Raw genomic sequence first — 25,472 nt, 5'->3', positions numbered from 1 at the left:
CAACCAGGGACCGAGGCCCGCGGCAGAACACTGGTGGCGTTGCTCACTCCCCCACAATGGCACCCGCCACTGACATCGCAATGCCGGTGGTCCGTCTGGTTCTGCGCGGCTCGCACGGGTGCCGTAACTCCGTGCGCCGCACCCTAGTTGGGGGTTCCGGCCTCGTCAGCCGGTTGGGCCAGCGGTCACTCGATGGAATGGCTTTGGGCAGAGGTGGGTGACATCGGGCGCCGGGCAAGCGAGGGTGTGGCCTGCCCGGCGGCGGGTCCGTGTCAGCGGCCGAAGTCGGCCTTCGGAGCGGATGTCACCGCCCAGAAGTGGCCACCGGCCCCGATGTCACTGGCCGGAAGCGGCCTTCGCGGCGATGTCCTTGCGGTGCTGCGAGCCGTCGAGGCCGATGCGGTCCACGGCGGCGTACGCGCGCTCGCGGGCCTGCGTCAGATCGCCGCCGACCGCGGTGACGGACAGCACGCGGCCGCCCGCGCTGACGACCGCGCCGCTCTCGCCGTCGCGCTTGGTACCGGCGTGCAGCACGTACGCGTTCGGGGCGTCCTGCGCGGCCACCTCGTCGAGCCCGGTGATCGGGTCGCCGGTACGCGGGGTGCCCGGGTAGTTGTGCGAGGCGACGACGACGGTGACGGCCGCGTCATCGCTCCAGCGCAGCGGCTCGAGGTCGGCCAGCGTGCCGTTCGCCGACGCCAGCAGGACACCGGCGAGCGGGGTCCTGAGGCGGGCCAGCACGACCTGCGTCTCGGGGTCGCCGAAGCGGGCGTTGAACTCGATGACGCGGACGCCGCGGCCGGTGATCGCGAGACCGGCGTAGAGCAGGCCCGAGAACGGGGTGCCGCGCCGCGCCATCTCGTCGACCGTCGGCTGCAGCACCGTGTCGAGGACTTCCCCGACCAGCTTCGGGTCGGCCCACGGGAGCGGCGAATAGGCGCCCATGCCACCGGTGTTGGGGCCTTCGTCGTTGTCGAGCGCGCGCTTGAAGTCCTGGGCGGGCTGGAGCGGGACGACGGTGGTGCCGTCGGTGATCGCGAAGAGGGAGACCTCGGGGCCGTCGAGGAACTCCTCGATGACGACGCGCTCACAGGCCTTCGCGTGGGCGCGGGCCTCCTCGATGTCCCCGGTCACGACGACGCCCTTGCCGGCGGCGAGACCGTCGTCCTTCACGACGTACGGGGCGCCGAACGCGTCGAGCGCCTCGTCGATCTCCGCCGCGTTGGTGCACACGTACGAGCGGGCGGTGGGCACGCCGGCGCCGGCCATGACGTCCTTGGCGAACGCCTTGGAGCCCTCCAGCTGGGCGGCCTCGCCGGACGGGCCGAAGACGGGGATGCCGGCGGCACGGACCGCGTCGGCGACACCGGCGACCAGGGGCGCCTCAGGTCCGACGACAACAAGGTCGGCCTCCAGCTCCTGGGCGAGGGCGGTGACCGCTGCGCCGTCGAGGGCGTCGACCGCGTGCAGCTCGGCGACCTCGGCGATGCCTGCGTTGCCTGGAGCACAGTGCAGGGCGGTGACGTCGGGGTCGAGGGACATTGAGCGGCACAGGGCGTGTTCGCGGGCGCCGCTGCCGATGACGAGGACCTTCACGCCGGTCAGCCTATCCGCACGACCGGGGTGGTCTTGTACGGGCTACCCAAGGCGGGAGAAGCGGAGGTTTGTGGATTCCTCCAGGTTCCTCCATGCGAACGGGTCCATGGGCAGGGGTCCATGGGCAGAGGCCCCGCACTACTCGTTCGTGAACTCCTCGACCACCGTCGCGCCCAGTTCGCGGACGATCAGGTCGTGGCCCGACAGGGATTTCTCGTCGAGGTCCGGGTCGTCGTCCTCCGGGATGTCGTCCTCCACCGACACCGAGCGGCGGGGCGGTTCCTGAGGAGCGGGGGCCGGGGCGGGCTCCGCGCTGGACGCAGCGGGCTGGGCGGCGGACGACTGGGACCGGTCCGGGGCGGGCGCGGGGGCCGGGGTGGGCGCCGGTGCCGGTGCGGGCGCGTAGCCGCCTCCGCCGTAGCCACCGCCGCCGCCGTATCCGCCGCCGGGACCGGGCGGCGGGGGTGCGCCGCCTCCGCCCGAGGTGTCGACGACGGCGTCGATCTTCCAGTTCGCCCCGAACTGCTCGGACAGTGCCGCCTTCAGCACGTCCTCGCTGCCGCTGCTCACGAAGTTGTCACGGGCGCCCGCATTCACGAAGCCGAGCTGGAGTGTGGTGCCGTCGAAGCCCGTGACCTGCGCGTTCTGACTGAGCAGGATCCAGGTGAAGCGGCGCTTGTTCTTGACCGCCTCCAGGATGTTCGGCCAGAGCGTACGGGGGTCAGGGCCGCCGGCCGGGGCCGCCGCCATGGGCGCGGGGGCCGGCTGCTGCGGGGTGGGGGTCGGCGCGGGGGCGGGGGCCGCCGCCTGCGGTGCGGCCGGGGCGGGCGGCTGGCCGGAACCCGCGGCCGCGGCCGTGGGCCACCCACCGGGCTTGCGACCGGCACCGCCGCCGGCCGGGGCAGCCGTGGGCCAGGAGCCGGGGGTGGCGGCCGGGGCGGGCTGGGCCTCCGCGGGCGGGGCGGGAGCCGGGGTGGGGCTCGGCGCGGGAGCCGGGGCCTGGGCCGGAGCTGGAGTCGGAGCCGGAGCAGCGGGGGCCTGGGCCTGCGGAGCCACCGGCGCCGCCGGGGCCGGGGCCTGGGCCGCGCCGGGGCCGCCACCCGGCCCGCCGCCGCCTCGCACCGCGGCCCGAGCCGCCGCGGGCCCGCCACCCGGTTCGACGACGGGCGCAGGCGCCTGCATGGGGGCCGCGGGAGGAGCGGCATGGGCATCGGGCCCGGGAACGTACGCCATGGAGGGCGCGGGACCCTGCCCGCCCGGCGTGAAGACTCCGCCGCGCTCGATGCGGTCGAGGCGGGCCATGACCGAACGTTCGTCGTTGTACGCCGCGGGCAGCAGCACGCGCGCGCAGATCAGCTCGAGCTGGAGCCGCGGAGCGTTGGCGCCGCGCAACTCGGTCAGGCCCTCGTTGACGAGATCGGCGGCCCGGCTGAGCTCGGCGGCGCCGAACGTGCCCGCCTGCGCCTGCATCCGCTCCACCACATCGGCCGGGGCGTCGATGAGCCCCTTCTCCCCGGCGTCGGGAACGGCGGCCAGGATCACGAGATCCCGCAGCCGCTCGAGCAGGTCGGCCACGAAGCGCCGCGGGTCGTTGCCGCCCTCGATGACCCGGTCCACGACCTCGAAGGCGGCGGCGCCGTCACCGGTGGCGAACGCCTCGACGACGGAGTCGAGCAGCGAACCGTCCGTGTACCCGAGCAGACCTGTCGCCATGGCATACGTCACACCGTCGTCACCCGCGCCGGCGAGCAGCTGGTCCATGACGGACATGGAGTCACGCACGGAACCCGCGCCGGCCCGGACGACGAGCGGCAGCACGCCCTCCTCGACGGCCATGGCCTCCTTGCCGCACACCTCGCCCAGGTAGTCGCGCAGCGTTCCCGGCGGCACGAGCCGGAAGGGGTAGTGGTGCGTCCTGGACCGGATCGTCCCGATGACCTTCTCGGGCTCGGTGGTCGCGAAGATGAACTTGAGGTGCTCCGGGGGCTCCTCGACCACCTTCAGCAGCGCGTTGAATCCCGCCGACGTGACCATGTGGGCCTCGTCGATGATGTAGATCTTGTAGCGGCTGGAGGCGGGCCCGAAGAAGGCCTTCTCGCGCAGATCACGGGCGTCGTCCACACCACCGTGCGAAGCGGCGTCGATCTCGATGACGTCGATCGAACCCGGCCCGTTGCGCGCGAGGTCCTGGCACGACTGGCACTCCCCGCACGGATTCGGGGTGGGACCCTGCGCACAGTTGAGACAGCGGGCCAGGATGCGCGCGCTGGTCGTCTTGCCGCAGCCGCGCGGGCCCGAAAACAGGTACGCGTGATTGACCCGGTTGTTCCGCAGCGCCTGCTGCAGCGGGTCGGTTACATGTTCCTGCCCGATGACCTCGGCGAACGACTCCGGGCGGTAACGGCGGTAGAGCGCGAGAGACGACACGCATACGAGGTTATAGGCGCCCACTGACAACCGGACCCGCCCACGGGTATCGGGAAGCCGCCCGGGAACGTAAACGCCCCCCACGCACCCGCCAGAGCCGACTTACCCTTGCTGCCTTCCGGCCCTGGGGGAGTTCAGTCAGATAGCGCCACGTGAGGGGCTGACGCCAACAGTACCCGATCCCCCACCGTGGAAAGAACCCGGAGGTCCGACCCCCGGATCGGCGACGGATCGGCCGACCGATCCGTCGCCGACCTTGATCATCAACGTGGTCGCGAGCACCCTTCAGCGTCTTGTATTGTTTGCGGCGGAGGATTCGCCTAGTGGCCTAGGGCGCACGCTTGGAAAGCGTGTTGGGGGCAACCCCTCACGAGTTCGAATCTCGTATCCTCCGCAGGCAGAAGGCCCGGACCGAGTGATCGGTCCGGGCCTTCGTCTTTGTCCGTCTCAGTTTCCGTCTCACTTGAGGTCTGGCGGGCCCCAGAGCGCTTCGCCGACCTGATCGGCCACCTTCTTCAGCATCGGGCCCGTGACGTGCATGTACCGGGCGCGCATCCGGGCGGCTCCCCCAGGCTCCCAACCCATGATCGCGTCGACCACGACGTCCGGAACGCCGAGCAGTAGGAGCACGGTCCCGGCAGTGTGCCGAGCGTCATGCAGCCGACCATCACGGACGCCAGCGTCGGCAAGGAGATCCTTCCAGCGGTGATAGTCCGTGTTCGGGATCAACGGGCCACCGGTCTCGGAGGCGAAGACATAGCCCTTGTCCTCCCACCGTTCCCCGGCTTCCTGCCGCTCTCGTTCCTGCTCCTCCTGATGCTTCCGTAGGAGCTTGATCAACGGATCGGGCAGGCCGATCGTCCGACGCCCGGCACGAGACTTGGTGTTCTTGAACTCGCGGCGGATCTGTTGACGCTCCGGGCAGTAACCCGCCTTCCGGCCGCACGTGTCGCCGCAGCCGTGCGCGTACCTGGGGCGCAGCCGGTTCTTCCTCGTACGCAGGTAGCCGGCATCGAGATACACGTCTTCCCACTTGAGCCCGAGCGCTTCACCCTGCCGCAGACCGAGGGCGAGCGCGACGACCCATCGAGTGCTGTTGCGGAGCTTGGACGCCTCCAAGAGCAGGCTCTGCACTTCCTCGATCGTGTACGGCTCGATGTCCTCCTCTTCCAGCCGAGGAGCACGGGCGATCTCTGCGACGTTGGTCGTGATGTGACCGCGCCGGACCGCTTCACCTAGCGCCACCCGAATCGTGCGGTGAACGTGATGGGCCGTACCCGCCGAGCTCCCGGACGCCTGCATCTTGGCGTAGAAGGTCTCCAGGTGCTCAGGCTCCAAGCGATCGAGCTTGTGCGCACCGAGGCCGGGCACGAGGTGCACACGCACGTCGACCTCGTAGCCGTCGTAGCTGTTCTCACTCACGTACTTCTTGGCGATGTTCTCGACCCAGTGTTCAAGCCAGGTGCCGAGCGTCCATGCCTTGCCGGCTTTCCTGACCCGCCCCGCATCACGAGCCTTTTCCAGCTCCCGTACGGCCCTGGTGACCTCTGCTTTGGTCTTGCGCTCGACATGCCGCCGGTCGGGCTTGCCGTCGTCACGGACCCCGACAGTCACACGGCCGTGCCACTTGCCATCCTTGCCCTCGTAGATCGACGAGGCGCCGTTGGGCTGTCGAGTCCTCTTCTTGTCGGCCACGGTCACTCCCTCACGCAGCCAAGGCGGCGCGGCGAAGCGTCGCGACGTACACGGGCAGGGCAGCGGCAGGGACACGGCGCAGACGCCCCACGGTGACCGACTCCAGTTCGCCCGTACTGACGAGCCTGAAGCAGGTCGTACGACCGATCCCGAGGCGTCGTGCTGCCTCTTCAACGGTCAACAGGACCAACGTGGGGTCCACGGCAACCACTGCCAGCTCAGATGCTTTGTTCACAGTCGGTACCCCTCGTTTCGTCGCTGAAGTTGGGTTGATCGTTGAGCGCTTCGCGTGCTGTCTCTCGGTTCAGTTGGAGGTCTCGGGCGATCGAGGCGGCCAGGGCGGATTCGCCGGGGGTGTGTCCGTGGCCGGCGTACTCCCAGGAGGCGAGGACGAGCACGGTGTCCGGCTCGTGTCCGTCGAGGCCGAGGGCTTCGCGTTCTTGGGCGGCGCGGTAATCAGCGCGGATCTGTCGGAGGACGCCGAGGGTGGTCGAGTAGGCGCGGGACTTTGAGGAGAAGTGGCCGCGGAAGCCGAGCATGTGAGCCCAGGCGCTCAGCCGGCGTTCCGGATAGAACGGATCGAGATCGAAGCAGGCTTCAATCAGGCGGCGCGGGTGATCCGGCAGGCCGAGCAGGAGGGCAGCCTCACGGTTGCCGATCCGGCGGTCCACCGTGCCCGTGTTCTCTGCCGCCTTGGTGGCGTACTTGGCCACGTACGAGGCGACTGCCTGCTCTTTGATCTCCTTGCCGTCCCCGAACGCCGTGATCGGCCGTACGTCGAGTTGCTGGCCCCAGCGCAGCCGCCAGCCGTTGCGGTGGCCGGCGTCCGGGGCGGGCGGCACGTTCACCGTGACGTACGGGTGCACGGCAGCCGCCTGGATGGCGCGGGTGAGCAGTTCCGTACTCGCCCACGACGGGGGCGCGGTGTCGGGACCGTCCGGCCCGTCGAGACGGATCACAGCGTGAAAGTGGACGGCACCGCGCTTCTGGAACTCTGCGACCTTGCCGTACGAGAGCCGGGCAACCTCCTTGAACTCCCGCTGTGTGATGCCGACACGGGCCGCGATCTCACGGCGCAGCCGGTTGACGAAGCGGTGCCACAGGTCGCTCGCATGGTTGTTGAACAGCACGGCGCCGGCGTAGTCGTACGTCGCCGGGTCAAGCGGGGTGCCGAGTGCCGGATCGTCGTCACGGTGTGCGGTGCCGCAGCGACAGGTCCCGCGGGTGGGTTGGTTGTGGACCGGGCCGAAGGACGGCGCGGTGAGGGTGGCGAAGACACGGGGCCGGTTGCGGATCGCGGCCGGGATCTCGTGGCGGGAATCGCCGACGAGGCCGGCCCGGATCAGGTGGAAGGTGTCGCCGGCGTAGGTCCAGGCGCAGGAAGGGCAGCGCGAGGCCCGGCGGTTGCCGCACGCGATCCGAAGCCGCCCACCGGGTTCGGTGTCGGTGCTGTAGTGCCGCAGCGTCTCGCCGGTGGCGCGGTCTTTGGTGATCGACCAGCCGGTGAGGTGGATCGGGTCGGAGCATCCGCCGGTGCGTTTGATCTGGTCTTGCCAGCGGTCGAAGCCGGTGGAGCCGGCCACCCGCAGCATGTCGCCGAGGGTGGCCGTATCCAGGCCCGCCAGGGTGGCGGTGTCGGTCATGCGCTCACCTCGGAGGAGGTGGCCATGGTGTCGAGGACCTGCGCGGCCTCATTGAGGCGAGCGGCCAAGTCCCGCAGAACCGTGGACGTTCCGGGTGTGGCCAGCAGAGTGATTTCTACATCCCTGCCGCCGACGCGGACGATCACAAAGTTGTCGAAGACGACGAGCCGCGATGCGCTGTCCGGCTCCACGTGGGCGGAAACGGTCAGGCCCTTCACGCAGCCACCTCCAACGGCGAGACATGACCGCGGCGGACCGAGGTGTGCCCGGTGCCGTGGCAGGTGTCGCAGGTGATCGTGAGGGTGCGCAGGTTCCCGTGGTCGTCGCGGCCGAGGCCGGAGGATACGGAGACGATGGGGAAGCCGTCGCAGTTCGGGCAGACCCGTCCCAGGTAGGGGATGCGGTCGGTCATGATGAGAGTTCCTTCCGGATCAGTGAGTTCGGGCAGGAGGCACGGCGCCGGAGCGGGCGAAGTTTGGCGACCGAGGCCGCTCCGGGGCCGGTCAACGGCGGTGCTGTTTCTGCTCGGAGGCGATCAGCGAGCGGACCACGAGGGCGACGATGGCGAGCGCGCCGGCGGTGATGGCGACCGCGAGGAGCATGGAGACCAGCACGGCGCCGACCACGAGCACGGCAGCGGTGCCGCCGCCGACGAGAAGCAGGAGCGCGCCGGGGGTGAGCTGCACGGCCGGACGCGAGGCCGCTGGAGCGGCGGGCGCCGGGGCGTGATGCTGACAGCCGCACGGCGCGTGAGCCTGAGCCTGGTTGTGCGGGACGACAGTCCCGAGGGTGGTGATGGTCGGGATGATCTCGCCCGTGGGCTGCTCGTTGAGCGGGACGCGAGGCCGGAACATGGCTGATCTCCTTCCGAGTCGGGCTAGTTGATGAAGGTGCCGATGGCGGGGGCAAGGAAGTAGCCGCCGATGAGCAGGACCAGGACGAGCCAGGCCGGCGGGCGGACGAGCTTGATGCCGAGCGCGCCGACGACGGCGATGAAGAACCAGAACGGAACATCCACGGCAGTGCCTCCCGCTCAGCGGTTCTTGATCCGGCAGTGGTGACCCTTGGCCGCCACGCAGGCAGAGCCGTAGCTGGAGTAGTCCGAGGACCAGCCGCAGCCGTCAGCGGTGCACACGGTGCTGTAGCCCTTGTCGCCGTCGTCGCGGACGGCGCGCGCGATCTCTACGGGGCCGTAGCTCTGGACTCGCTGGAAGAGGAAGAAGCGGTGTCCCATGACCTTGATTCCTTGTCTCTCAGGTGAGTTGTGCGGCGATGGCGTCCGCCATGGCGGGCGGGACGTTGAGGCGGGCGCGCAGGGTGTCGATGTCGATGCGCTGTCCGGTCTGGGCCTGGTGGTCGTCGGCGACCTTGCGGGCGTGCGCGACAAGCGCCGGCGGAGCCTCGACAGTGGGCGCCGGAGGTTCCGGCAGTGCGGCCGGAGCCGGGGCGGGAACGGCGATCTGCTCGGGGTCCGGAGCGGGTTCGGGGGTGCGCGTCACGGTGGCCGACTCGACGACCTCCGGAGCCGGGTCCGCGGCCGTCGCGCGGGCAGGGCTGTGAGTCAGAAGGGTGCCGCCGAGAAAGGCGAGCGCGGGCCAGCCGGCGACGCCGAAGCGCAGCCACGCGGGCGGGTGCGCCAGATCGAGGAAGCCGGCGGTGGCGACGTTGGCACCGAGCGAGGCGACCAGAGCGACCACGAACCAGCACCAGGCCAGCCGCGAGGGTCCGTCGTTGCGCAGCCGGCGCCATGCGGCGACCAAGAGCAGGTCGACGCTGATCGGGTAGGCCCACGCTTTCCAGCCGGTCTGTCCGGCCGCGTAGGCGAGGTCGTGCAGGTGGGCGAAGGACAGGGCCCCGGCAATCACGGCTTGGATCAGTACAGCGTCCGGACGGATCTTGGAGTTCATCGTTCTTCACCTCCTTCAGGGATGTGGGGCCGGGGCGCGGCGGGGAGCGGTGTCCGGCCGCCGTGCCCCAGCAGATTCAGTCGGTGGCTTCACCGGAACCGAGGCAGGTCAGGCACAGGCCGGTCTGAGCACCCACGGAGCGCTGCTTGCGGCCGACCCGGACCGTGATCGAGACCTCTCCGGAGCCCTTGCAGACGCGGCACTTGGCCGGAGCGGGCGCGGGAGCCGGGGTCTTCTTCCGGCGGGTGGTGGCCATGACGCTCACCAGCCCCGGCGCGGGTAGCCGTGGCCGCAAGGCGGGTACTCGCCGACATACTCAGCTCGGATCTGGGCCCGCATCACGTTGCCGATCCAAGCCGCGAAGGCTTCCGTCTCCGAGTCGTCATCGGCGTCGTAGTACAAGTGCGCAGCGTCTTGGATCAGGCGGTTGCTGCGTTCTTCGTCGTCCTGCTGTTGGAGGCTCAACATGAGGTTCTCCCTCCGGCCTCAGGCATGGGTGGGGTAGGGACTTGGCGCGAGGCGGTCGCGCCGACCGTTGGTGCGGGAGGGTTCAGGCAGGTTCGGCGACGGGTTCGAGCGTCACGGGCGCCTTGGGCAGATCGGTGTCGAAGACCGGCCGGAAGCGGGTCAACTCCGGGATGTCCGGGGTCAGATCATCGTGCTTGTTGCACGCGGTCACCGCTTCGCGCATCGTCGTGTGCGGGGTGCGGATACGGGCCCACTCGCCATTCGAGTAGCCGACCACGGCCATGCCGGGGCGGTCGTTGCGGATCTGCGTCGCGGCGAACACCGCATGCGGGGACACGTCGCCGAAGGCCATCTTGGAGGAGGATTCGTCGTTGACCCGGTGCGCGGTCCGGCCGGTCAACTGGGCGCGCAGCATGGTGATGCCGTCGCCGAGTTCGGAGCCGAAGCGCTGCCCGTAGATGTCGAGGAAGATGCCGGCGGCGCGGCCGAGTTGGGCCAACCGGACCAGGGCGACGATGATCCGTGTGCGGCGCTTCTCATCCGCACGCGAAGTCGTCAGGGCCAGTTCCGCGATCTCGTCGATGGTCAGCACGATCGGTACCGGCCGCTCGTTCTCGGGCAGGTCCCAGATGTTCGCGGCGATCTCCGCATCCGGCGTGTCCGCACTCACCCGTTGCACCCGACGGATCACCTGATAGATCTCGTCCATCCGGTCCACGAGCGCTTCCAGCAGTTCGGCGGCATCGTCGGGGTTGTCGGCCAGAGCGGAGAACCGGCGGGCGAGCGGGGAGAGTTCGACGCCCTGCTTGCAGTCGATTCCGACCAGTGCCACCCGTAGCGCGGCGAGTTCCTTGATCACGCGCCGCTGGTAGACCGACTTGCCGGATCCGGACGCGCCGATGGTGATCGAGTGCGGCACCGACCAGTAGTCGCGGAAGTACACCGACCCGTCTTCCACCAGCGCGACCGGAACCTTCAGGCCCTTTCGTTCGATCTTTGCCGGCATCTGCACGCGGCGCAGCACGTCGTATCCCGTCATGGCGATCTCGACGACACCCGGCTTGATCTCACGTGAGGTGACCTGGTGGACGCCGAAGGCGTGCCGCAGCCGGTCGACCGCGGAGGAGTAGTCGAAGGCGTCCTGTCCCGGCTGCATCCGGATCCGCAGCCGCAGACCGGTACGCGTCGGCTTGATCCACATCAGGCGAGGAACCCGCTGCCGCGGAATCTCCTGATTCAGCAGCCGCGCGAGCCAGAGCCTAAAGCGGGACGCCGGCACCGTCAGATCACAGGCATCCATCACGGACGCGTACCGGAACCGGACCTTGAGGACCGAGTAGACGACACCGAAGGTCATCCAGAACCAGGCGGGGCGGCGCCACCGAAGCAGCAGCGCCAGCCCGACAACGACCGCGAGCACGCTGATCGTTAACCAGCCCATGATCAGGCCGCCTTCAGGTTCTTCGAGCCGCCGGCGTCCACGGCCGTCGCAGCGACCGCGCGGAAGCTGATGCCGTGCCGCTTCTGGCCGTTGAACTCGTTCTCCCACGGCCGAGCGATCAGGCCGGTCAGGGCGACCGGCGCACCCATCGCGAGCTCACCGGAGATGGCCGACTCAGCCACGGCGACCCTCACGACCTCGGCGTTGCCGTCCTTCACGAACAGCACGTCCAGTGTCGAGAGGAGCTCACCGGTACCCCTGTCGGCGGCCCGCTCCTGGGTCTTCGGGTTCGAGTACTTGGGCTGCGGAGGCGTCGCGACCATCAACATCGCGCCGGCGGTGTCCACGGGGATCTGCTGCATCGTCAGTTCTCCTGATCTCGCTGGGAGTTGCACCGCCGTTTGGCGGTGAGATCAGGAAACTCCCGAGAGGGGTGGACGGAGCACCGACTCTATGGACCTTTGGGGACGTCTTCGCTATCGTCGAAAACGTCCCAGCGTCCCAACAAGCCGTCTCATACGGCGAGTTAGAGGGAGCGGCACCATGGCGAACGACCGTCTGCGCTCAGCGATCTCCGCGAAGGGCGAGACCATCCAGACCCTTGCCGACCACGTCGGCATCGACCCCAAGAGCGTCGAGCGGTGGATCTCCAAGGACCGGACGCCGCACCGGACTCACCGCTGGAAGGCGGCGCAATACCTCGGAGCGGATGAGGTCTATCTGTGGCCCGCGATCGAGAAGCAGGCGGACACGGCCAGCGCATCTGAGCTGATCACGTACTACCCGCACCGAGGAGCAGTTCCGACGAACCTGTGGGACTACCTCATCGAGAACGCAACGAGCCACGTCGAGATCCTCGTGTACGCAGGACTCTTCCTCTTCGACGGGCACCCGGACCTAGCGGACCAGTTGGCCGAGAAGGCCGAATCAGGAACCGAGGTGCGCATCCTCCTCGGCGACCCTGACGCACCAATGATCAAGCAGCGCGGCGAAGAGGAAGGGATCGGGGACGGCTTGGCGGCCCGAGCCCGAATCACGCGCCAGTACCTCGAACCAGCGATGAACGTCCCCGGCGTCGAGGTCAGGCTTCACGACACGATCCTGTACAACTCGATCTACCGGTTCGACGACGACGTTTTGGTGAATCCGCACGTTCTCGGAGCGCCTGCCGGGCAGAACCCGGTCATGCACTTCCGGTACCTGGCCGGCGCCCGGACGTTCCGGCACTACATGAAGAGCTTTGACTACGCGTGGGAACGAGGACGACCCGCGTAAGACCGTCGGCCGACCGGACGTGCGACGCTGTGGGTATGGCCCGCATCGACTACGTGAACGATCCGAACGCCCCGAAGGCAAACAGCATCGTCCCTTCGGTGGTCGCCGTCGCCGTCAACGAGGCCGGAGAAATCCTGCTGATCCACAAGACGGACAATGATCTGTGGGCGCTCCCCGGTGGCGGGGTTGAGGTAGGCGAGGCAGTCGCCGATGCCGCCGTACGGGAGACCAAGGAAGAAACCGGATTCGACGTCGAGGTGACGGGCCTGGTGGGTCTCTACACCAACCCCGGTCACGTCATGGCATACGACGACGGAGAGGTACGCCAACAGTTCTCGATCTGCTTCACCGCCCGCATCGTCGGCGGAGAACCGCGCACCAGCAGCGAGAGTAAGGAAGTCGCGTTCGTCGCCCCAGAGCGGCTGAACGAGCTAAGCATCCACCCATCGATGCGCATGCGGATCGAGCACGGCTTGTCCAACCGCCCAACGCCCTACATCGGTTGATCGCTACGAAGCCGGTCACGAGTGCGCTCAACAGCCGCACCAAGGTACGGACGGGCCTTGCTGATCGCCACGTGTACCACGCTGCCCACCTCGTACCGGTCGAGGATCTCGTCCATGCGACGGTCGAAGTCGAAGGACTGCCCAGCGGGACCGGTTGTCATGTCGGCATAGATCAGCGCGTCAAGGATCGGGGAGTCTTCCCGATCGTAGACGTCCAACTCGGCTGACAGGCCGCGCTGTTCTGCCTCGTACACGGCACCGGAGTGATGAGCGACCAGGCGAACGAGTCGGTCAGGTGCGCCGAGCGATTCGAGGTGCCGAGCGCCGTCGAGCGGGTGAAAGCCCGTGTCGCGTAGCTCTGGGGCGTACCCGATGTCGTGCAGCCAGGCAGAGGCAACGAGGAGATCCCGTTCAGCCTCAGGTACCGCGGCCGATGCCTCGCGTGCGCGTGCCGCCACGGCCTGAGTGTGCAGCCAGCGGTTCCCGAGCGGGGGCAACAGGGACTCAGCCAGTTCGGCCGCTCCCTGAGACGTGTCCAGTGCAAGAGGCATGAATCGCACCATAACTGAGACCGCAGTCCGGCGAACAGGCCAGCGTCAGCCCTCCGAATCATGGCGCGGACAGAGTTTCCCTACTTCATCAAGGCTCGCTCCGCTCGCGGCACGGGTTCGACCCGCGCCGTCGATCATTGCCGGTCTAGGCCGCTTTTGCGGATCAGGCAGCGCCGGCCCGCCGGTTGACGCCACCATGATCCGGCCTTGTAGGGGGAAAACCTCAACACCCGTAAGACCACAAGGCGCACGTCCAAGAGCACCCCCGTAAACACCACCAGGCCCGAGCCGTCCCGAAGGATCGAGGGCCCCACCACGGGGCGGCGCCGGGCGGGCGCCGCCCCGCCGCCTAAATGTCTCCGCCGTCGGCAGCGGGGCGGCGCCCGCCCGGCACACCCCAAGGGCCATATCCAGCAACGAGCCATGGGGAACCGGAGAGACTTCCGCACCACAGGTCAACGACGCTTTGGGTTACCGATCAGGCCGGATCATGGTGGCGTCAACCGGCGGGCCAACGCCACGTGATCCTCAACTGCTCATCGTCCGCAGATCACACGGGTTCACCACGGCCGCGGGCAAAGACGATGCCTCCGGCGGGGGATCGGCCGGCACCGGGGGCCGGGGGTAGCGCTGCCGGGTGCGGGTCCGTGGGTGGTTGCGAGGGCTCCCATCCCGTCCACCATCGACCCAGGCAAAGCCGAGCAGACGTGGCCCATGGCGTCCAGGTCGTTCGTACAGTGGCGCGCTCCACCTGGACGCCATGAACCACGCCCGCTCCACTGCGTGTGGGTCGACGGCGGACGGGATGGGAGCTGGGGTTGAGTGGTGGGCTGAGTAGAGCGGTCGGGTGCGGGGACGTCTGCGGGTCGTGGAACACCACTCGGCGATGACCAACGGTGACAACTATCAACGACTCAAGGGCTGGTCACGCCACTGATGGCTAGATCGCTGCGCGAGTTGAGCTACGACACAGAGGGGCAGCACGCGCTCAGCACCTCCCCCCGCGGATGCGCCGGCGGTTTTAGAGACACCTTGGAAGTTGGTTGAAAAAAATAGCTAGGCTATTTACGGTGTGAGGCAGTCGTTGCACGAGTGACGGCTCGGAGCGCCGTATCCGGGAAGATCGCTGCGCTCCGAGCCGCTATGACAGCCCTGTACGGGCTGGGGAAAGAGTACGTCGCATGATCCCTGGAAAGAACGAATCGACACTCGACGCGGCCACCGAGGCGCTGCGCGGGGGATCGATCTCAATGCCGTCAAAGTTCGAGGCGATCGGCTTCCTGTCTCACGCAGGCACGATGGGGAAGATTACCTTCACGGTCCCCTTCCGCGACGTCGCGGAGCGCCTCACCTTCGATCGACTGCTGGCGCGGCACGACTTCGACACGGAGAGTCTTACGACTCCGGGGCAGCGGGACATCAGCGACAAGCACGCCGAAAAGATCCGCGACTTCCTCACGACGAGTGAGCGCCCCTACCTGGGGACGCTCACCATCGCCATCCCTGAAGACCAGGTGAAGATCGAGCAGCTCCAGCAGATCGCCAACAATGTATGGCTCGTCAAGTTCATCGTCCCGTCGACGAGCGATCACCCGATCGTGGAAGACGGGCAGCACCGGGTGAAGGGCCTCACTGACGCATGGCGGACAGTGATGGAGGACCCTTCCTCTGAGGAGTATGCCGAGGCGCGCGAGATGCTCGAGAAGAGCAGCATCGAGATGACGCTGCTTCTGGAGGGGGAGGCATCCGTCCTTTCCACGATCTTCGTCAAGATGGCCAGCACCCGGCCTATCAGCCCGAGCCTCATCGCGATCATGGACAGCAGCGCGGTGCAGAACCGCCTGGGTCAGCAAGTAACGCGCAAGAGCCGCTACTTGTCCGACCGGACTGCCTACCTGGGAGCGAAGGCAGCCCACAAGCTCGCTGCTGCCAAGGGGCGCAAGTACGATCCCCTCTACCCGGCGGCTGCCGTGAGGTCCGCTGCTGCTGCGATTCTCGGCGTGGGCGTGCGAGACCGTACGCCAGACCAGCGCGAAGACATCCTCCATGGCATCTTCGAGGAACGCGGCAGGCGCGAGGGAAGGTCACAGGACCAGGTCATCGAGGCGGCGTCCACAGAGATCGTCGCCATCCTGGACTACGCGTTCACGCGCGTACCCGGGTGGAAGCAGATGGCTGCCAATCACTTGAGTGCCGCGGAGTTCAAGGCGGACTACGTTCACTCGGCCGCCGCTGGCCTTCACGTCATCGCCAACGTCATCGCTGCCGCGAACGTAGCTGGCCTCGATGCCCGTCACGTCGTGGATGAGTTGTCCAAGCTTCCTTGGCGGCGTGACGAACTCCGCGAGGCATCGAGGGACGGCGAGAAGATCTTCGTGCACCAGCTGTTTGAAGACACGCTTGTGCGTACGTCCTTCGACGTCAAGACAGGCAAGTGGAAGGCAGGGCAGGCCGGCGCCACCCGCGGAGCGTACGAGGAAGCCATTCGCAAGGTCATCGCAACCCTCTCCCGCCAGTCTCCCGAGCTGGCCCACATGCAGGAACAGAAGGTGCTCTCCGCACTAGGGCTGGTCACCGCCGGCCGGGGACGTCCGCGGAAGAAGTAGCACCCCGGGTGCCTGTAGGGCAGTGACTAACTGGGAGCTCGGAGGAGGCTTCATGTTCGGTGAAGTACCCAACACCCACGTTGGGCAGGAGTTCAGCAACCGGCGGCGCGCTCACGAGGCCGGGGTCCACCGGCCCACGCAAGGGGGCATCTGCGGCACCAAGCGGAATGGTGCAGAGTCGATCGTTGTGTCTGGCGGGTATAAGGACGATGAGGACTACGGCAACGTCATCATCTATACCGGTCACGGCGGTCAGGATTCATCGAAGAATCAAGTCAGCGACCAGACCCTTGAAGACTCAGGCAATGCGGCCCTGGTCACTAGCTACTTGAATGGGCTCCCGGTACGAGTCCTTCGCGGGGCGCATGCCAGATCTCAGTGGGCGCCGGCGGAAGGGTATCGGTACGACGGCCTTTTCCGTGTCGCCAGTTACGGCAGCAAGCTCGGTATCGACGGCTTTCGGATCTGGCAGTTCCGGATGGAGGCCGTCGAGGGAACCCCGCTGCCGGTACCTACTCCGCAGGGAGACCAGGGCCGTCTGCCCGAGGTTGATACCGAGAAGGCGCCCACCGGTTCCGAGTCGCCAGGACGCGTAACTGCCACCATCCAGCGCGTCGTACGCAGTAGCGCGGTCAAGCGACAGGTGAAGGCTTGGCACAACGACCGTTGCCAAATCTGCAACCTTCAGATCGAGGTGCCGGGAGGAAGTTACAGCGAAGGCGCTCACATGCATGCTCTCGGGAGCCCGCACGATGGCCCGGACACGACTGGCAATGTCCTGTGTCTCTGTCCGAACTGCCACGTCATGCTGGATGCTGGAGCCATCGTTCTCGGTGATGATCTCACCGTGATTCGCGGAGGCGTCCCGGCTGGCCGCCTTCGGACAGATCCGAGGCACGCTATCGATCTCGACTGCGTAAGGCAGCACCGTGAGCGCTGGAGGCAGTGAGGTAGCTGACCGTTCTGTATGAGCTACAGATCAGAAGGCCGGCCAGCAGACTGGACAGCTTGACCGCAGGCTGAGCCGTCTCAGTTTCCGTCTCATTCGCCAGCGTCCACCCCCGTTCACGAGGTGCCGCAGACCGCCGTACACACAGCGATCATCCCGGCATGAACGCAGGTGAACGGCCTTGGATCACCGGCCGACCCGAACGATCAGACTTGGAAAGCGTGTTGGGGGCAACCCCTCACGAGTTCGAATCTCGTATCCTCCGCACCCGCCCATCAGGGCAGATGAAGGGCCCCACCGTTTCGGCGGTGGGGTCCTTCGTCGTTTCGCGGCGCCTTCTATCCTCGGCGGGTGAGTACCGCCAGTCGCACCCGCACGCTCGGAAACACGCTGCGCAGCTGGGCTCTCCTGCCCTCCGGCGACGGGGGCGCGGGGCCGGGCCTCGCGGCGCCGCCCGTTCCGCGCCCGCCCCGGCTGCCCGCGCGCGTCTCGGACGTGGTGCTGACGGTCGTCGCGCTGGGGCTCGCGGTGCTGAACAGCTACCAGAACCCCTACATGGGTCCGGCCGCTCCCTGGGCGAATCTGCTGATCGCCGCCGCGAGCGCGCTGCCCCTGCTCGTACGGCGCCGGGCACCCGAACTGGTGCTCGCGGTCGCCCTGCTCGCCAAGGTCCTCCAGATCTCCGCCTACGCGACGCCCGTCGCCTACTACGCGGTAGGCGCCTATCGCGGCCCGCACAGCCGCCGGGCCGTCTGGGCCTCGGCCGTCCTCGGCCTCGTGGTTGTCGCGCCCTGGGAAGCGGCGGGCTGGTCCAGCGTGCGGACGGTGGCGCTCTGGTTCTCGGTCAACTTCGTCTTCTCCTGCCTGGTGCCGCTGCTGCTGGGGCTCTACGTGGGTCAGCGGCGGGCCGTCGTCGCCGGTCTCGTCGAACGGGCGGAGCGGGCCGAGCGGGAGCAGCGGCTCGTCGCCGAGGCCGCGCGGGAGCAGGAGCGGCGGCGCATCGCCGGTGAGATGCACGACGTGGTCTCCCACCAGGTGAGCCTGATCGTCGTGCACGCCAACGCGCTCAGCGCCGTCACCCACGATCCGGAGGTGACGGGCGAGACCGCGCAGATCATCCAGACGGCGGGGCGGCGCGCGCTCACCGAACTCCGCGAGATGTTGGGGGTGCTGAGGAACGGTCCGGCCGACCGGGCGGACACCGGGGCCGCGAACCCTGCGCACGACCCTGCCGGGCAACGCCCCGTCCCGGGCGCGGCCGTCGACAGGATCACCGAGCCGGCCGACGGCTCCCGGGCCGCGGGGCTGCCCGTCACCGTGCACGTCGAGGGCGCTCCGCAGCCGCTGGCGGAGCCGGTCGAGCGGGCCGCGCACCGCGTCGTGCAGGAGGCCCTGACCAACGTGCACAAGCACGCTCCCGGCGCCACGACGCGGGTTCACCTCACGTTCGACCCGAGGACCGTGCGCGTACGGGTCGTCAACGGTCCGGCCGACGGGCCCGCCGAGCCGACCGCCGACGGGGACCCCCTGCTGCCCAGCGGCGGACACGGGCTGATCGGTCTGACGGAGCGGGTCCGCCTGGCCGGCGGCACCTTCGAGTCCGGGCCCACCGGCGACGGCGGCTTCCGGATCGACGCGGCGCTGCCCACACAGGACCTAGGGGTCAGCTGAGCCCGGCGTCGTGGGTGACGAGCGCGACCTGAGTGCGGTTGGCGGCGTCGAGCTTGGCCATGATCCGGCTGAGGTGGACCTTGACCGTGGACCGGCTCACGGACAGGTCGGCGGCGATCTCGGCGTTGCTGCGGCCCCGGGCCACCGCCACGGCGACCTCGCGCTCACGGGCGGTCAACTCGGCCAGCCGTGACCGCGCTTGCGCCCGCGGGGCCGCCGAGCCCGTGGCGAAGGCGGCCAGCAGCTTGGTGGTGATGCTCGGCGAGAGCATCGCGTCGCCGTGCGCGAGAACCCGTACGGCGTCGGCCAGTTCGCGCGGAGAGGTGTCCTTGAGCAGGAAGCCCGTCGCGCCGTTCTGGAGTGCGGCGTGGACGTATTCGTCGACGTCGAAGGTGGTGAGCACCGCGACGGCGGGCGGGGCGGGCAGCGCGGCGAGCCGCCGGGCGACCTCCAGGCCGTCGACGCGCGGCATCTGAATGTCGGTGAGCACCACGTCCGGGCGGTGCTCGGCCACCAGTTGCAGGGCCACCGAGCCGTCGCCGCCCTCGGCGACCACCTCGATGTCCGGCTGGGCGTTCAGGATCATCCGGATGCCCCGGCGCACCAGTTCCTCGTCATCGAGCAGGACGACCTTGACGGTCACTCACGCCACCACCTCATCCGCGTACGGGAGCCATCGCCCGCTCACGGTAGCCGCCGCCGGCCGTCCCCTCGCGGTGGTCCCGCAGCATGATCCGGCCGTCGCGCCGTAAGACTTTCGGGCAACTCCGTCCAGGAGGTCAGGGCGATGTGGCACGGGTGCCGACCGCGACAGCATCGACGGCGTCAGGTCCGGACGAGACGCAGGAGGACAGATGATCAAGCGCGGCAGGTCGGCACTGTGCGCGGGCGCGGCAGCGGTGGGGGCGATCGCGCTCTCCATGTCGGTGGCACCGTCGGCATCGGCGATCATCGGGGGACACGACGCCACCTCCCCGTACCCGTTCATGGTGAGCGTGCAGAAGGACGGCAAGCACTACTGCGGCGGCTCCCTGATCAAGCGGGACTGGATCGTGACCGCCGGGCACTGCACGGTGAACGTCGAGCCGGAGCAGCTCTCCGTCCGGGTCGGCGATCACGACCGCACGAAGGGGGCCGCGGCGAAGGTCACCAAGGTCGTCGCGCACCCGGGCTTCTCCTACGAGCCGTTCCGCGACGACGTGGCCGTCATGAAGCTGGCCCACCCCGTGGACGCGAAGCCCGTCGAGGTGGCCGCCGACGCCGGTCCGGCAGGTACCGACACCCGGATCCTCGGCTGGGGGATGACCTGCGAGGACGGCAGCGAGTGCCCGCACCCGCCGGTCACCTTGCAGGAGTTGGACACCGAGCTCGTCGCCGACGAACGGTGCAGCGAGAACTACGACGCGGCCAACGAGCTGTGCACCGACAGTCCCACCAAGAACGCGCAGGCGTGCATCCTCGACTCCGGCGGGCCGCAGATCAAGGGCCGTCCAGGGCGCTGGGAACTGATCGGCGCGACCAGCCGCGACGGCGACGCCGACCCGAAGTGCGCCACAGGGCCCGGCATCTACACCGACCTGACCGCCCACCGGGACTGGATCGAGCGGACCACCGCGAAGTGATCCCGGGGGCGCCCCCGGCCGGCGTCCTGGGGAAAACCCCACCCCCAAGACACCCCGCAGCCCCATGTCCCCCGCGCCGCCGATTCGCGAGGCTGGTGGCATGACCTCGACCACGCTGCCGTACGCGAGCACCACCTCGACCACACCCCGGGCCTCGGGCCACTTGCACACGCGGCCCGGGTTCTGGCGCGCTCCGTTCGCCGGTGCCACCTACCGCGAGATCGGCCACACGCTCACGTCGCTCCCGGTCGCGATCGCCGGGTTCGTCTTCGCCGTGACGATGTTCGCCCTGGGTGTGAGCACGCTCGTCGTGTGGATCGGGCTGCCGGTGCTCGCGGCGGCGCTGGGCGGCGCGCGCGGTCTCGGCGCGGCGGAGCGGGGCCGGGCGCGCTCCCTGCTCGGTCTGGACGTGGCGGCGCCCGCGCCTGCCGGTCCCGGACTGCGCGGCCGGCTCACCGACGCCGCGGGGTGGAAGGCGCTGCTCTTCCACACGGTGATGTTCCCGTGGCGGGTGCTGACCTTCGCCCTGTCCGTGACGTTCCTGGTCACCGGGTGGGTCGTCGCCCTCTTCCCCGCCTACTCCTGGGTCTTCCACCGCTACCTGGACTGGCCCGGCTACCGGCTCTACGACTTCACGACCGACGCCGGCGCGCACCACGCGTACTACGTGGAGTCGCCCGCGCAGATCGCCGCGGTCTCGGCCATCGGGTTCGTGCTTGTGTTCCTGACGCCGCAGCTGGTGCGCGGCCTGACGAACCTCGACCGCGTCGCGATCCGCTCACTGCTGGGCACCACCCGCTGACCCCCGCGTGAGGACCGGCCGCAGCGCGTCCAGGACCGATACGTCATCGACCGTCGACGGCACTGGTTCGTCCAGGCCGTCGGCGATTCCGCGCATCGTCCTGCGCAGGATCTTCCCGGAGCGGGTCTTGGGCAGGGCCGCCACCACGGCGACCTCCTTCAGGGACGCGACGGCGCCGATCCGGTCCCGTACGAGCTGGACGAGTTCCGCCTCGACCACCGCGGGGTCCGACGCGACGCCCGCCTTCAACACGACCAGTCCGCGCGGCACTTGGCCCTTGAGCGAGTCCGCGACACCGATCACGGCGCATTCGGCGACATCCGGGTGGGAGGCGAGCACCTCCTCCATCCCGCCCGTGGACAGGCGGTGCCCCGCGACGTTGATGACGTCGTCCGTCCGCCCCATCACGAACACATAGCCGTCCTCGTCCACGTGCCCGCCGTCGCCGGTCAGGTAGTAGCCGTCGAAGGCCGAGAGGTACGAGGAGACGAAGCGCTCGTCGTCGTTCCAGAGGGTGGGCAGGGAGCCGGGCGGCATCGGGAGGCGTACGACGATGGCGCCGTCCTCGCCGGGCGGTACCGGTTTGCCGTCCCCGTCCACGACCCGTACGTCCCAGCCCGGCAGCGGGAACGTGGGGGAGCCCGCCTTGACCGGCGCGGCCTCGATGCCGACCGGGTTCGCGACGATCGGCCAGCCCGTCTCGGTCTGCCACCAGTGGTCGATCACCGGGATGCCGAGCAGCTCGCTCGCCCAGTGGTACGTCTCCGGGTCGAGCCGCTCCCCGGCGAGGAACAGGTACTTCAGCGCACTCAGGTCGTATCCACGCGTCAACTCGCCCTCCGGGTCGACCTTCTTGATCGCCCGGAACGCCGTCGGCGCCGTGAACAGCGTCTTCACCCCGTACTCCGCCGCCACCCGCCAGAACTGGCCCGCGTCCGGGGTGCCGACCGGCTTCCCCTCGTAGAGGACGGTCGTGGCGCCGGCCAGCAGCGGGGCGTACACGATGTACGAGTGGCCGACGACCCAGCCCACGTCGGACGCGGTGAACATCACCTCGCCGGGCCCCACGTCGTACACGGCCTCCATGGACCAGCGCAGCGCGACCGCGTAGCCGCCGCAGTCGCGGACAACTCCCTTGGGCTTTCCGGTCGTTCCGGAGGTGTAGAGGATGTACAGGGGGTCCGTCGCCGCCATCGGGACGCAGGCCGCGGGGCGCGCGTCGCGCATCGCCTCCGCCCAGTCCACGTCCCGGCCCGGCGTCAACTCGCCCGGCCCCTCGGGGCGTTGGAGGATCACACAGGCGTCCGGCTTGTGCTGCGACAGGTCTACGGCTTGGTCGAGAAGCGGCTTGTACGGGACGACCCGCGCCCCCTCGATCCCGCAGGACGCCGACACGACGACCTTCGGTGCCGCGTCATCGATCCGCACCGCCAGCTCGTTCGCCGCGAAACCGCCGAAGACGACCGAGTGCACCGCCCCGATCCGCGCGCAGGCGAGCATCGCGACGACGGCCTCCGGGACCATCGGCTTATAGAGGACGACCCGGTCGCCGCGGGTCACTCCGAGACCGGTCAGAACTCCCGCGAAGGTGGCGACCTGGTCGGTCAACTCCTCGTAGGTGTACGTGCGTTTGGTGTCCGTCACCGGGGAGTCGTACACGAGTGCCGGTTGAGCGCCGCGGCCCGCCGCGACATGGCGGTCGAGCGCGTTGTGGCAGACGTTCAGCTCTCCGTCGGGGAACCAGCGGTGGAAGGGGGCCCGCGAGGAGTCCAGGGCCCGGGTCGGGGGCACGTCCCAGTCGATCGCGCGGGCCGCCGTGAGCCAGAAGGCCTCCGGGTCCTCGGTGCTCGCTCGGAAGACTTCCTCGTACGACGGCATGCCCGCACTCCTTTGCGCAGAACCCGACCTGCGGGCCCGATGGATCCCGTAGCGACGGGAACACGATCAGGTCAGGCGGTGACCGCCGTCAACAGCACCGCCGCATCCGTCAGCGCGACGAGTCCGTGCCGTTCCTGCGGGATCGGGTGCAGCTGGCCCTGCGTGAGGGTGACGTCGCCGGAGACCGCGGTGAGACGGACGCGGCCGCGCAGCACCTGGAGGGTGGCCGCGGGCGGGGCGTTGTGCTCCTCCAGGTTGCTGCCCTCGGTCAGCGCGATGACGCTCTGCCGCAGCAGGGGGTCCTCTTTGATGAGGAGTTCCGCGCTGCGGCCGTGCTCGGCCTTGCGGGCCGCGGCCAGATGATCGTCGGCGAGGGCCGCGAGATCGTACGGGGCGGGCGTCGTGGAAGTCATGACGTCAGGGTTACCTCGGACGGCGCGCCTATGCGACGCGGTGGCCCCCTATCGTGGCCGCGCGGGGCCACGCCGCCGGCGGCACCCCGGCGTGGCGACCCCGACGTGGCGACGCCGGCGGCCCGGCGCGATCATCGACGTATGAGCCGTATGGACGTCACCCTCCACCTCGCCCAGGAGCCCGCCGCCGACGAACTCCTCGGCCGCAGTCCGCTCGCCGCGCTCGTCGGGATGCTGCTCGACCAGCAGGTGCCCATGGAGTGGGCGTTCGCGGGCCCGCGCACCATCGCCACGCGCCTGAACGTCGACGACCTCGACGCGTACGAGATCGCCGCCCAGGACCCCGAGGCCTTCGCCGCGCTGCTCTCCGAGAAGCCGGCCGTGCACCGCTATCCCGGCTCCATGGCCAAGCGGGTGCAGCAGCTGTGCCAGTACCTCGTCGACCACTACGAGGGGGACGCGGCCGCCGTGTGGGAGGGCGTCGACACCGGCAAGGAGGTGCTGCGGCGCCTCAACGAGCTGCCCGGCTTCGGCAAGCAGAAGGCCCAGATCTTCCTGGCCCTGCTCGGCAAGCAGCTCGGCGTGCGGCCCACGGGCTGGCGCGAGGCGGCGGGCGCGTACGGCGAACCGAAGGCGTACCGCTCGGTCGCCGACATCACCGGCCCGGAGTCCCTCACGAAGGTGCGGGCGCACAAGCAGGAGATGAAGGCCGCGGCGAAGGCGGCGAAGGCCGCCAAGTAGCGGGGCGGGTGGGCGGGCCTCGGCGGAGCCGTGGTGGACGTCTCGGGGCTCTGCCCCGGACCCCGCGCCTCAATCGCCGGCGGGGCTTAACCGCCGTCAGCCGGATGCGGGTCCCCGTAACCCGTGAGGGCGGATCTGTCGCTGCGTGGATCACGTCGTGGTCGGTGGTGGGCAGATGACGGGGCATGAGCGCCGCCGCGTCCGCCGCCCGCCCGGGCCACCGTGTCCCGGGCCTGGTGCGTGTGGTCGTGGTGCTGCTCGCCCTGCTGTTCGCGCCGCTCGCCGTCGCCTCCGCCGGGGCCTCCGCACCGCCGCCCGCCGCCTCCTCCCCCTGCGAGCCGGGCGAGGGGACCAGGGACGCCTCCGAAGAGGCCCTCCGGCTGTCGATGGGCCATCCCGTCCGGCTTCTCACGACCCCGCCCCCGTGCGCCCCGCCACGCCCCCTCGTCGCCGCGCGCCCCGACACCACGGCACAGCCCGCGCCGCCGTCCCACCGCGCCCTGCGCACCGTCGTCCTGCGCTGCTGACGGGACCCGTCCCCCGGACCCGTCAGCACGCACGTGACTTCGAAAAGGACGGCAGCACCCTCATGCCCAAGGACCCCTACGCGCTCCTGCGCGCCCTGATGCGCGCGGAGGCCGCACGCGGCGAGCGCTCCGCTACGCAGAAGACGACCCCGCCCACCTCGCGCGACCGGCGGACGCCGGGCAAGAAGAACGACCGCTGAAGACGGTTCCCCGCGCCCCCGCACGGGACGCGGGGAACCACCCGTCAACGAAGCGCGCGCCACTACCCCGGAAGAGCCACGAACACGCCTGCTCTCCACCAACTCACCTACGGCGCCACTCATTTCAGGCCCCTGTGCGTCGCTCGACTGGACCCGGTTGGAGCCGGTTAAGGACGGTATTTACCGGCTGTGTACCGCGTCCCCATGGCTGCGCCCGGAGAGCCTCGCCCGGTAGGCTTTCCGTGTGATCTTCAAGCGCATCGGAAACGGCCGGCCGTACCCCGACCACGGCCGGGAAAGCACCCGGCAGTGGGCGGACGTCGCGCCGCGCCCGGTCCGCCTCGATCAGCTGGTGACGACCAAGGGCCAGCTCGATCTGGAGACCCTGCTCGCCGAGGACTCGACGTTCTACGGCGACCTCTTCGCGCATGTCGTGAAGTGGCAGGGCGATCTCTACCTGGAGGACGGCCTGCACCGCGCCGTGCGCGCCGCGCTCCAGCAGCGCCAGGTGCTGCACGCGCGCGTGCTCGAGCTCGGCTGACACGGCTCGCACA

General features: G+C 69.3%; 30 protein-coding genes, 1 tRNA gene and 1 other RNA gene. 12 read left to right on the top strand and 20 right to left on the bottom strand.

What is annotated here, in order from left to right; all coding sequences use genetic code 11:
- Positions 1-336 precede the first annotated feature (336 nt).
- From purD to ffs, 3 genes are all read right to left on the bottom strand, one after another.
- A complete protein-coding gene (gene purD, locus OG746_RS05945) occupies positions 337-1,596 on the bottom strand; it encodes a phosphoribosylamine--glycine ligase (RefSeq protein ID WP_266712274.1) in 1,260 nt (419 codons plus the stop codon).
- Positions 1,597-1,734: 138 nt separating this feature from the next.
- On the bottom strand, positions 1,735-4,023 hold the full coding sequence (locus tag OG746_RS05940) for a DNA polymerase III subunit gamma and tau (RefSeq protein WP_266712272.1): 2,289 nt from the start codon (positions 4,021-4,023) through the stop codon (positions 1,735-1,737).
- A 69-nt stretch (positions 4,024-4,092) separates the two neighbouring features.
- Positions 4,093-4,187: signal recognition particle sRNA small type (ffs, locus tag OG746_RS05935), an RNA gene on the bottom strand.
- A 145-nt stretch (positions 4,188-4,332) separates the two neighbouring features.
- On the opposite strand from ffs, the gene OG746_RS05930 reads away from it, so the two are divergent.
- Positions 4,333-4,417 (top strand) — tRNA-Ser (locus OG746_RS05930).
- Positions 4,418-4,482: 65 nt separating this feature from the next.
- On the opposite strand, the gene OG746_RS05925 is transcribed toward OG746_RS05930, so the two are convergent.
- The 13 genes from OG746_RS05925 to OG746_RS05865 all read right to left on the bottom strand — a co-directional run bounded on the left by OG746_RS05925 (position 4,483) and on the right by OG746_RS05865 (position 11,539).
- A complete protein-coding gene (locus tag OG746_RS05925) occupies positions 4,483-5,718 on the bottom strand; it encodes a tyrosine-type recombinase/integrase (protein ID WP_266712270.1) in 1,236 nt (411 codons plus the stop codon).
- A 10-nt stretch (positions 5,719-5,728) separates the two neighbouring features.
- Positions 5,729-5,953 (bottom strand): excisionase family DNA-binding protein, encoded by a 225-nt coding sequence (locus OG746_RS05920; protein ID WP_266712268.1) that lies wholly within the window; start codon positions 5,951-5,953, stop codon positions 5,729-5,731.
- On the bottom strand, positions 5,937-7,361 hold the full coding sequence (gene repSA, locus OG746_RS05915) for a replication initiator protein RepSA (RefSeq protein ID WP_266712266.1): 1,425 nt from the start codon (positions 7,359-7,361) through the stop codon (positions 5,937-5,939). The genes OG746_RS05920 and repSA overlap by 17 nt, the downstream gene beginning before the upstream one ends.
- Positions 7,358-7,579, bottom strand: coding sequence for a hypothetical protein (locus OG746_RS05910; RefSeq protein WP_266712264.1), 222 nt, complete (start codon positions 7,577-7,579; stop codon positions 7,358-7,360). The genes repSA and OG746_RS05910 overlap by 4 nt, the downstream gene beginning before the upstream one ends.
- Positions 7,576-7,773, bottom strand: a complete 198-nt coding sequence (locus OG746_RS05905) for a hypothetical protein (RefSeq protein WP_266712262.1) — start codon at positions 7,771-7,773, stop codon at positions 7,576-7,578. The genes OG746_RS05910 and OG746_RS05905 overlap by 4 nt, the downstream gene beginning before the upstream one ends.
- Positions 7,774-7,864: 91 nt before the next feature.
- Positions 7,865-8,215, bottom strand: a complete 351-nt coding sequence (locus tag OG746_RS05900; protein ID WP_266712260.1) for a SpdD-like protein — start codon at positions 8,213-8,215, stop codon at positions 7,865-7,867.
- A gap of 23 nt (positions 8,216-8,238) precedes the next feature.
- The gene (locus OG746_RS05895; protein WP_266712258.1) at positions 8,239-8,379 is read right to left on the bottom strand and encodes a hypothetical protein; all 141 of its coding nucleotides are present in this window, start codon (positions 8,377-8,379) and stop codon (positions 8,239-8,241) included.
- 15 nt (positions 8,380-8,394) lie between these two features.
- Positions 8,395-8,595 carry a mobile element transfer protein gene (locus OG746_RS05890; protein ID WP_266712257.1) on the bottom strand — a complete coding sequence of 67 codons (201 nt, stop codon included), beginning with the start codon at positions 8,593-8,595 and terminating at the stop codon, positions 8,395-8,397.
- 19 nt (positions 8,596-8,614) lie between these two features.
- The gene (locus OG746_RS05885) at positions 8,615-9,268 is read right to left on the bottom strand and encodes a DUF2637 domain-containing protein (RefSeq protein WP_266712255.1); all 654 of its coding nucleotides are present in this window, start codon (positions 9,266-9,268) and stop codon (positions 8,615-8,617) included.
- A gap of 76 nt (positions 9,269-9,344) precedes the next feature.
- Complete coding sequence (locus OG746_RS05880; protein WP_266712253.1) at positions 9,345-9,524, bottom strand: hypothetical protein; 180 nt, start codon at positions 9,522-9,524, stop codon at positions 9,345-9,347.
- A gap of 5 nt (positions 9,525-9,529) precedes the next feature.
- Entirely contained in the window at positions 9,530-9,736 is a 207-nt protein-coding gene (locus OG746_RS05875; RefSeq protein WP_266712251.1) for a hypothetical protein, read from the bottom strand.
- Between the two features lie 82 nt (positions 9,737-9,818).
- Complete coding sequence (locus OG746_RS05870; protein ID WP_266712249.1) at positions 9,819-11,177, bottom strand: FtsK/SpoIIIE domain-containing protein; 1,359 nt, start codon at positions 11,175-11,177, stop codon at positions 9,819-9,821.
- 2 nt (positions 11,178-11,179) lie between these two features.
- On the bottom strand, positions 11,180-11,539 hold the full coding sequence (locus OG746_RS05865; RefSeq protein ID WP_266712247.1) for an SCO3933 family regulatory protein: 360 nt from the start codon (positions 11,537-11,539) through the stop codon (positions 11,180-11,182).
- Positions 11,540-11,720: 181 nt separating this feature from the next.
- On the opposite strand from OG746_RS05865, the gene OG746_RS05860 reads away from it, so the two are divergent.
- Positions 11,721-12,452 (top strand): XRE family transcriptional regulator, encoded by a 732-nt coding sequence (locus OG746_RS05860; protein ID WP_266712245.1) that lies wholly within the window; start codon positions 11,721-11,723, stop codon positions 12,450-12,452.
- A gap of 35 nt (positions 12,453-12,487) precedes the next feature.
- Positions 12,488-12,958: an NUDIX hydrolase gene (locus OG746_RS05855; protein WP_266712243.1), complete on the top strand. Its 471-nt coding sequence runs from the start codon at positions 12,488-12,490 to the stop codon at positions 12,956-12,958.
- On the opposite strand, the gene OG746_RS05850 is transcribed toward OG746_RS05855, so the two are convergent.
- Complete coding sequence (locus OG746_RS05850) at positions 12,946-13,509, bottom strand: HD domain-containing protein (protein ID WP_266712241.1); 564 nt, start codon at positions 13,507-13,509, stop codon at positions 12,946-12,948. The two genes, OG746_RS05855 and OG746_RS05850, sit on opposite strands and share 13 nt — an antisense overlap.
- A gap of 1,181 nt (positions 13,510-14,690) precedes the next feature.
- Between OG746_RS05850 and OG746_RS05845 the strand changes: the two genes are divergently transcribed.
- The 3 genes from OG746_RS05845 to OG746_RS05835 all read left to right on the top strand — a co-directional run bounded on the left by OG746_RS05845 (position 14,691) and on the right by OG746_RS05835 (position 18,735).
- Positions 14,691-16,115, top strand: a complete 1,425-nt coding sequence (locus OG746_RS05845; RefSeq protein ID WP_266712239.1) for a DNA sulfur modification protein DndB — start codon at positions 14,691-14,693, stop codon at positions 16,113-16,115.
- Between the two features lie 52 nt (positions 16,116-16,167).
- On the top strand, positions 16,168-17,064 hold the full coding sequence (locus OG746_RS05840; protein WP_266712237.1) for a YDG/SRA domain-containing protein: 897 nt from the start codon (positions 16,168-16,170) through the stop codon (positions 17,062-17,064).
- A 351-nt stretch (positions 17,065-17,415) separates the two neighbouring features.
- Complete coding sequence (locus tag OG746_RS05835) at positions 17,416-18,735, top strand: sensor histidine kinase (RefSeq protein WP_266712235.1); 1,320 nt, start codon at positions 17,416-17,418, stop codon at positions 18,733-18,735.
- Here the strand turns inward: OG746_RS05835 and OG746_RS05830 are convergent.
- Entirely contained in the window at positions 18,728-19,378 is a 651-nt protein-coding gene (locus OG746_RS05830) for a response regulator (protein ID WP_266712233.1), read from the bottom strand. The genes OG746_RS05835 and OG746_RS05830 overlap by 8 nt on opposite strands.
- Positions 19,379-19,589: 211 nt before the next feature.
- Here OG746_RS05830 and OG746_RS05825 point away from each other — a divergent pair, with 211 nt between their 5' ends.
- The gene (locus OG746_RS05825) at positions 19,590-20,357 is read left to right on the top strand and encodes a S1 family peptidase (RefSeq protein WP_266712231.1); all 768 of its coding nucleotides are present in this window, start codon (positions 19,590-19,592) and stop codon (positions 20,355-20,357) included.
- Positions 20,358-20,457: 100 nt separating this feature from the next.
- Entirely contained in the window at positions 20,458-21,159 is a 702-nt protein-coding gene (locus OG746_RS05820) for a sensor domain-containing protein (protein ID WP_266712229.1), read from the top strand.
- Here OG746_RS05820 and OG746_RS05815 read toward each other — a convergent pair.
- On the bottom strand, positions 21,136-23,082 hold the full coding sequence (locus OG746_RS05815) for a propionyl-CoA synthetase (RefSeq protein ID WP_266718740.1): 1,947 nt from the start codon (positions 23,080-23,082) through the stop codon (positions 21,136-21,138). The two genes, OG746_RS05820 and OG746_RS05815, sit on opposite strands and share 24 nt — an antisense overlap.
- A gap of 26 nt (positions 23,083-23,108) precedes the next feature.
- Positions 23,109-23,450 (bottom strand): cupin domain-containing protein, encoded by a 342-nt coding sequence (locus OG746_RS05810; RefSeq protein WP_266712227.1) that lies wholly within the window; start codon positions 23,448-23,450, stop codon positions 23,109-23,111.
- Positions 23,451-23,600: 150 nt separating this feature from the next.
- Between OG746_RS05810 and OG746_RS05805 the strand changes: the two genes are divergently transcribed.
- From OG746_RS05805 to OG746_RS05790, 4 genes are all read left to right on the top strand, one after another.
- Positions 23,601-24,191, top strand: a complete 591-nt coding sequence (locus OG746_RS05805; protein ID WP_266718739.1) for an HhH-GPD-type base excision DNA repair protein — start codon at positions 23,601-23,603, stop codon at positions 24,189-24,191.
- A gap of 185 nt (positions 24,192-24,376) precedes the next feature.
- Positions 24,377-24,718 carry a hypothetical protein gene (locus tag OG746_RS05800; RefSeq protein ID WP_266712225.1) on the top strand — a complete coding sequence of 114 codons (342 nt, stop codon included), beginning with the start codon at positions 24,377-24,379 and terminating at the stop codon, positions 24,716-24,718.
- A 62-nt stretch (positions 24,719-24,780) separates the two neighbouring features.
- A complete protein-coding gene (locus tag OG746_RS05795; protein WP_266712223.1) occupies positions 24,781-24,918 on the top strand; it encodes a hypothetical protein in 138 nt (45 codons plus the stop codon).
- 244 nt (positions 24,919-25,162) lie between these two features.
- A complete protein-coding gene (locus tag OG746_RS05790) occupies positions 25,163-25,459 on the top strand; it encodes a type II toxin-antitoxin system VapB family antitoxin (protein ID WP_003955420.1) in 297 nt (98 codons plus the stop codon).
- Positions 25,460-25,472: the final 13 nt, after the last annotated feature.

This window comes from Streptomyces sp. NBC_01016, assembly GCF_026341035.1.
Taxonomy (GTDB): domain Bacteria; phylum Actinomycetota; class Actinomycetes; order Streptomycetales; family Streptomycetaceae; genus Streptomyces.
This window is presented reverse-complemented; position numbering and strand designations above follow the sequence as displayed.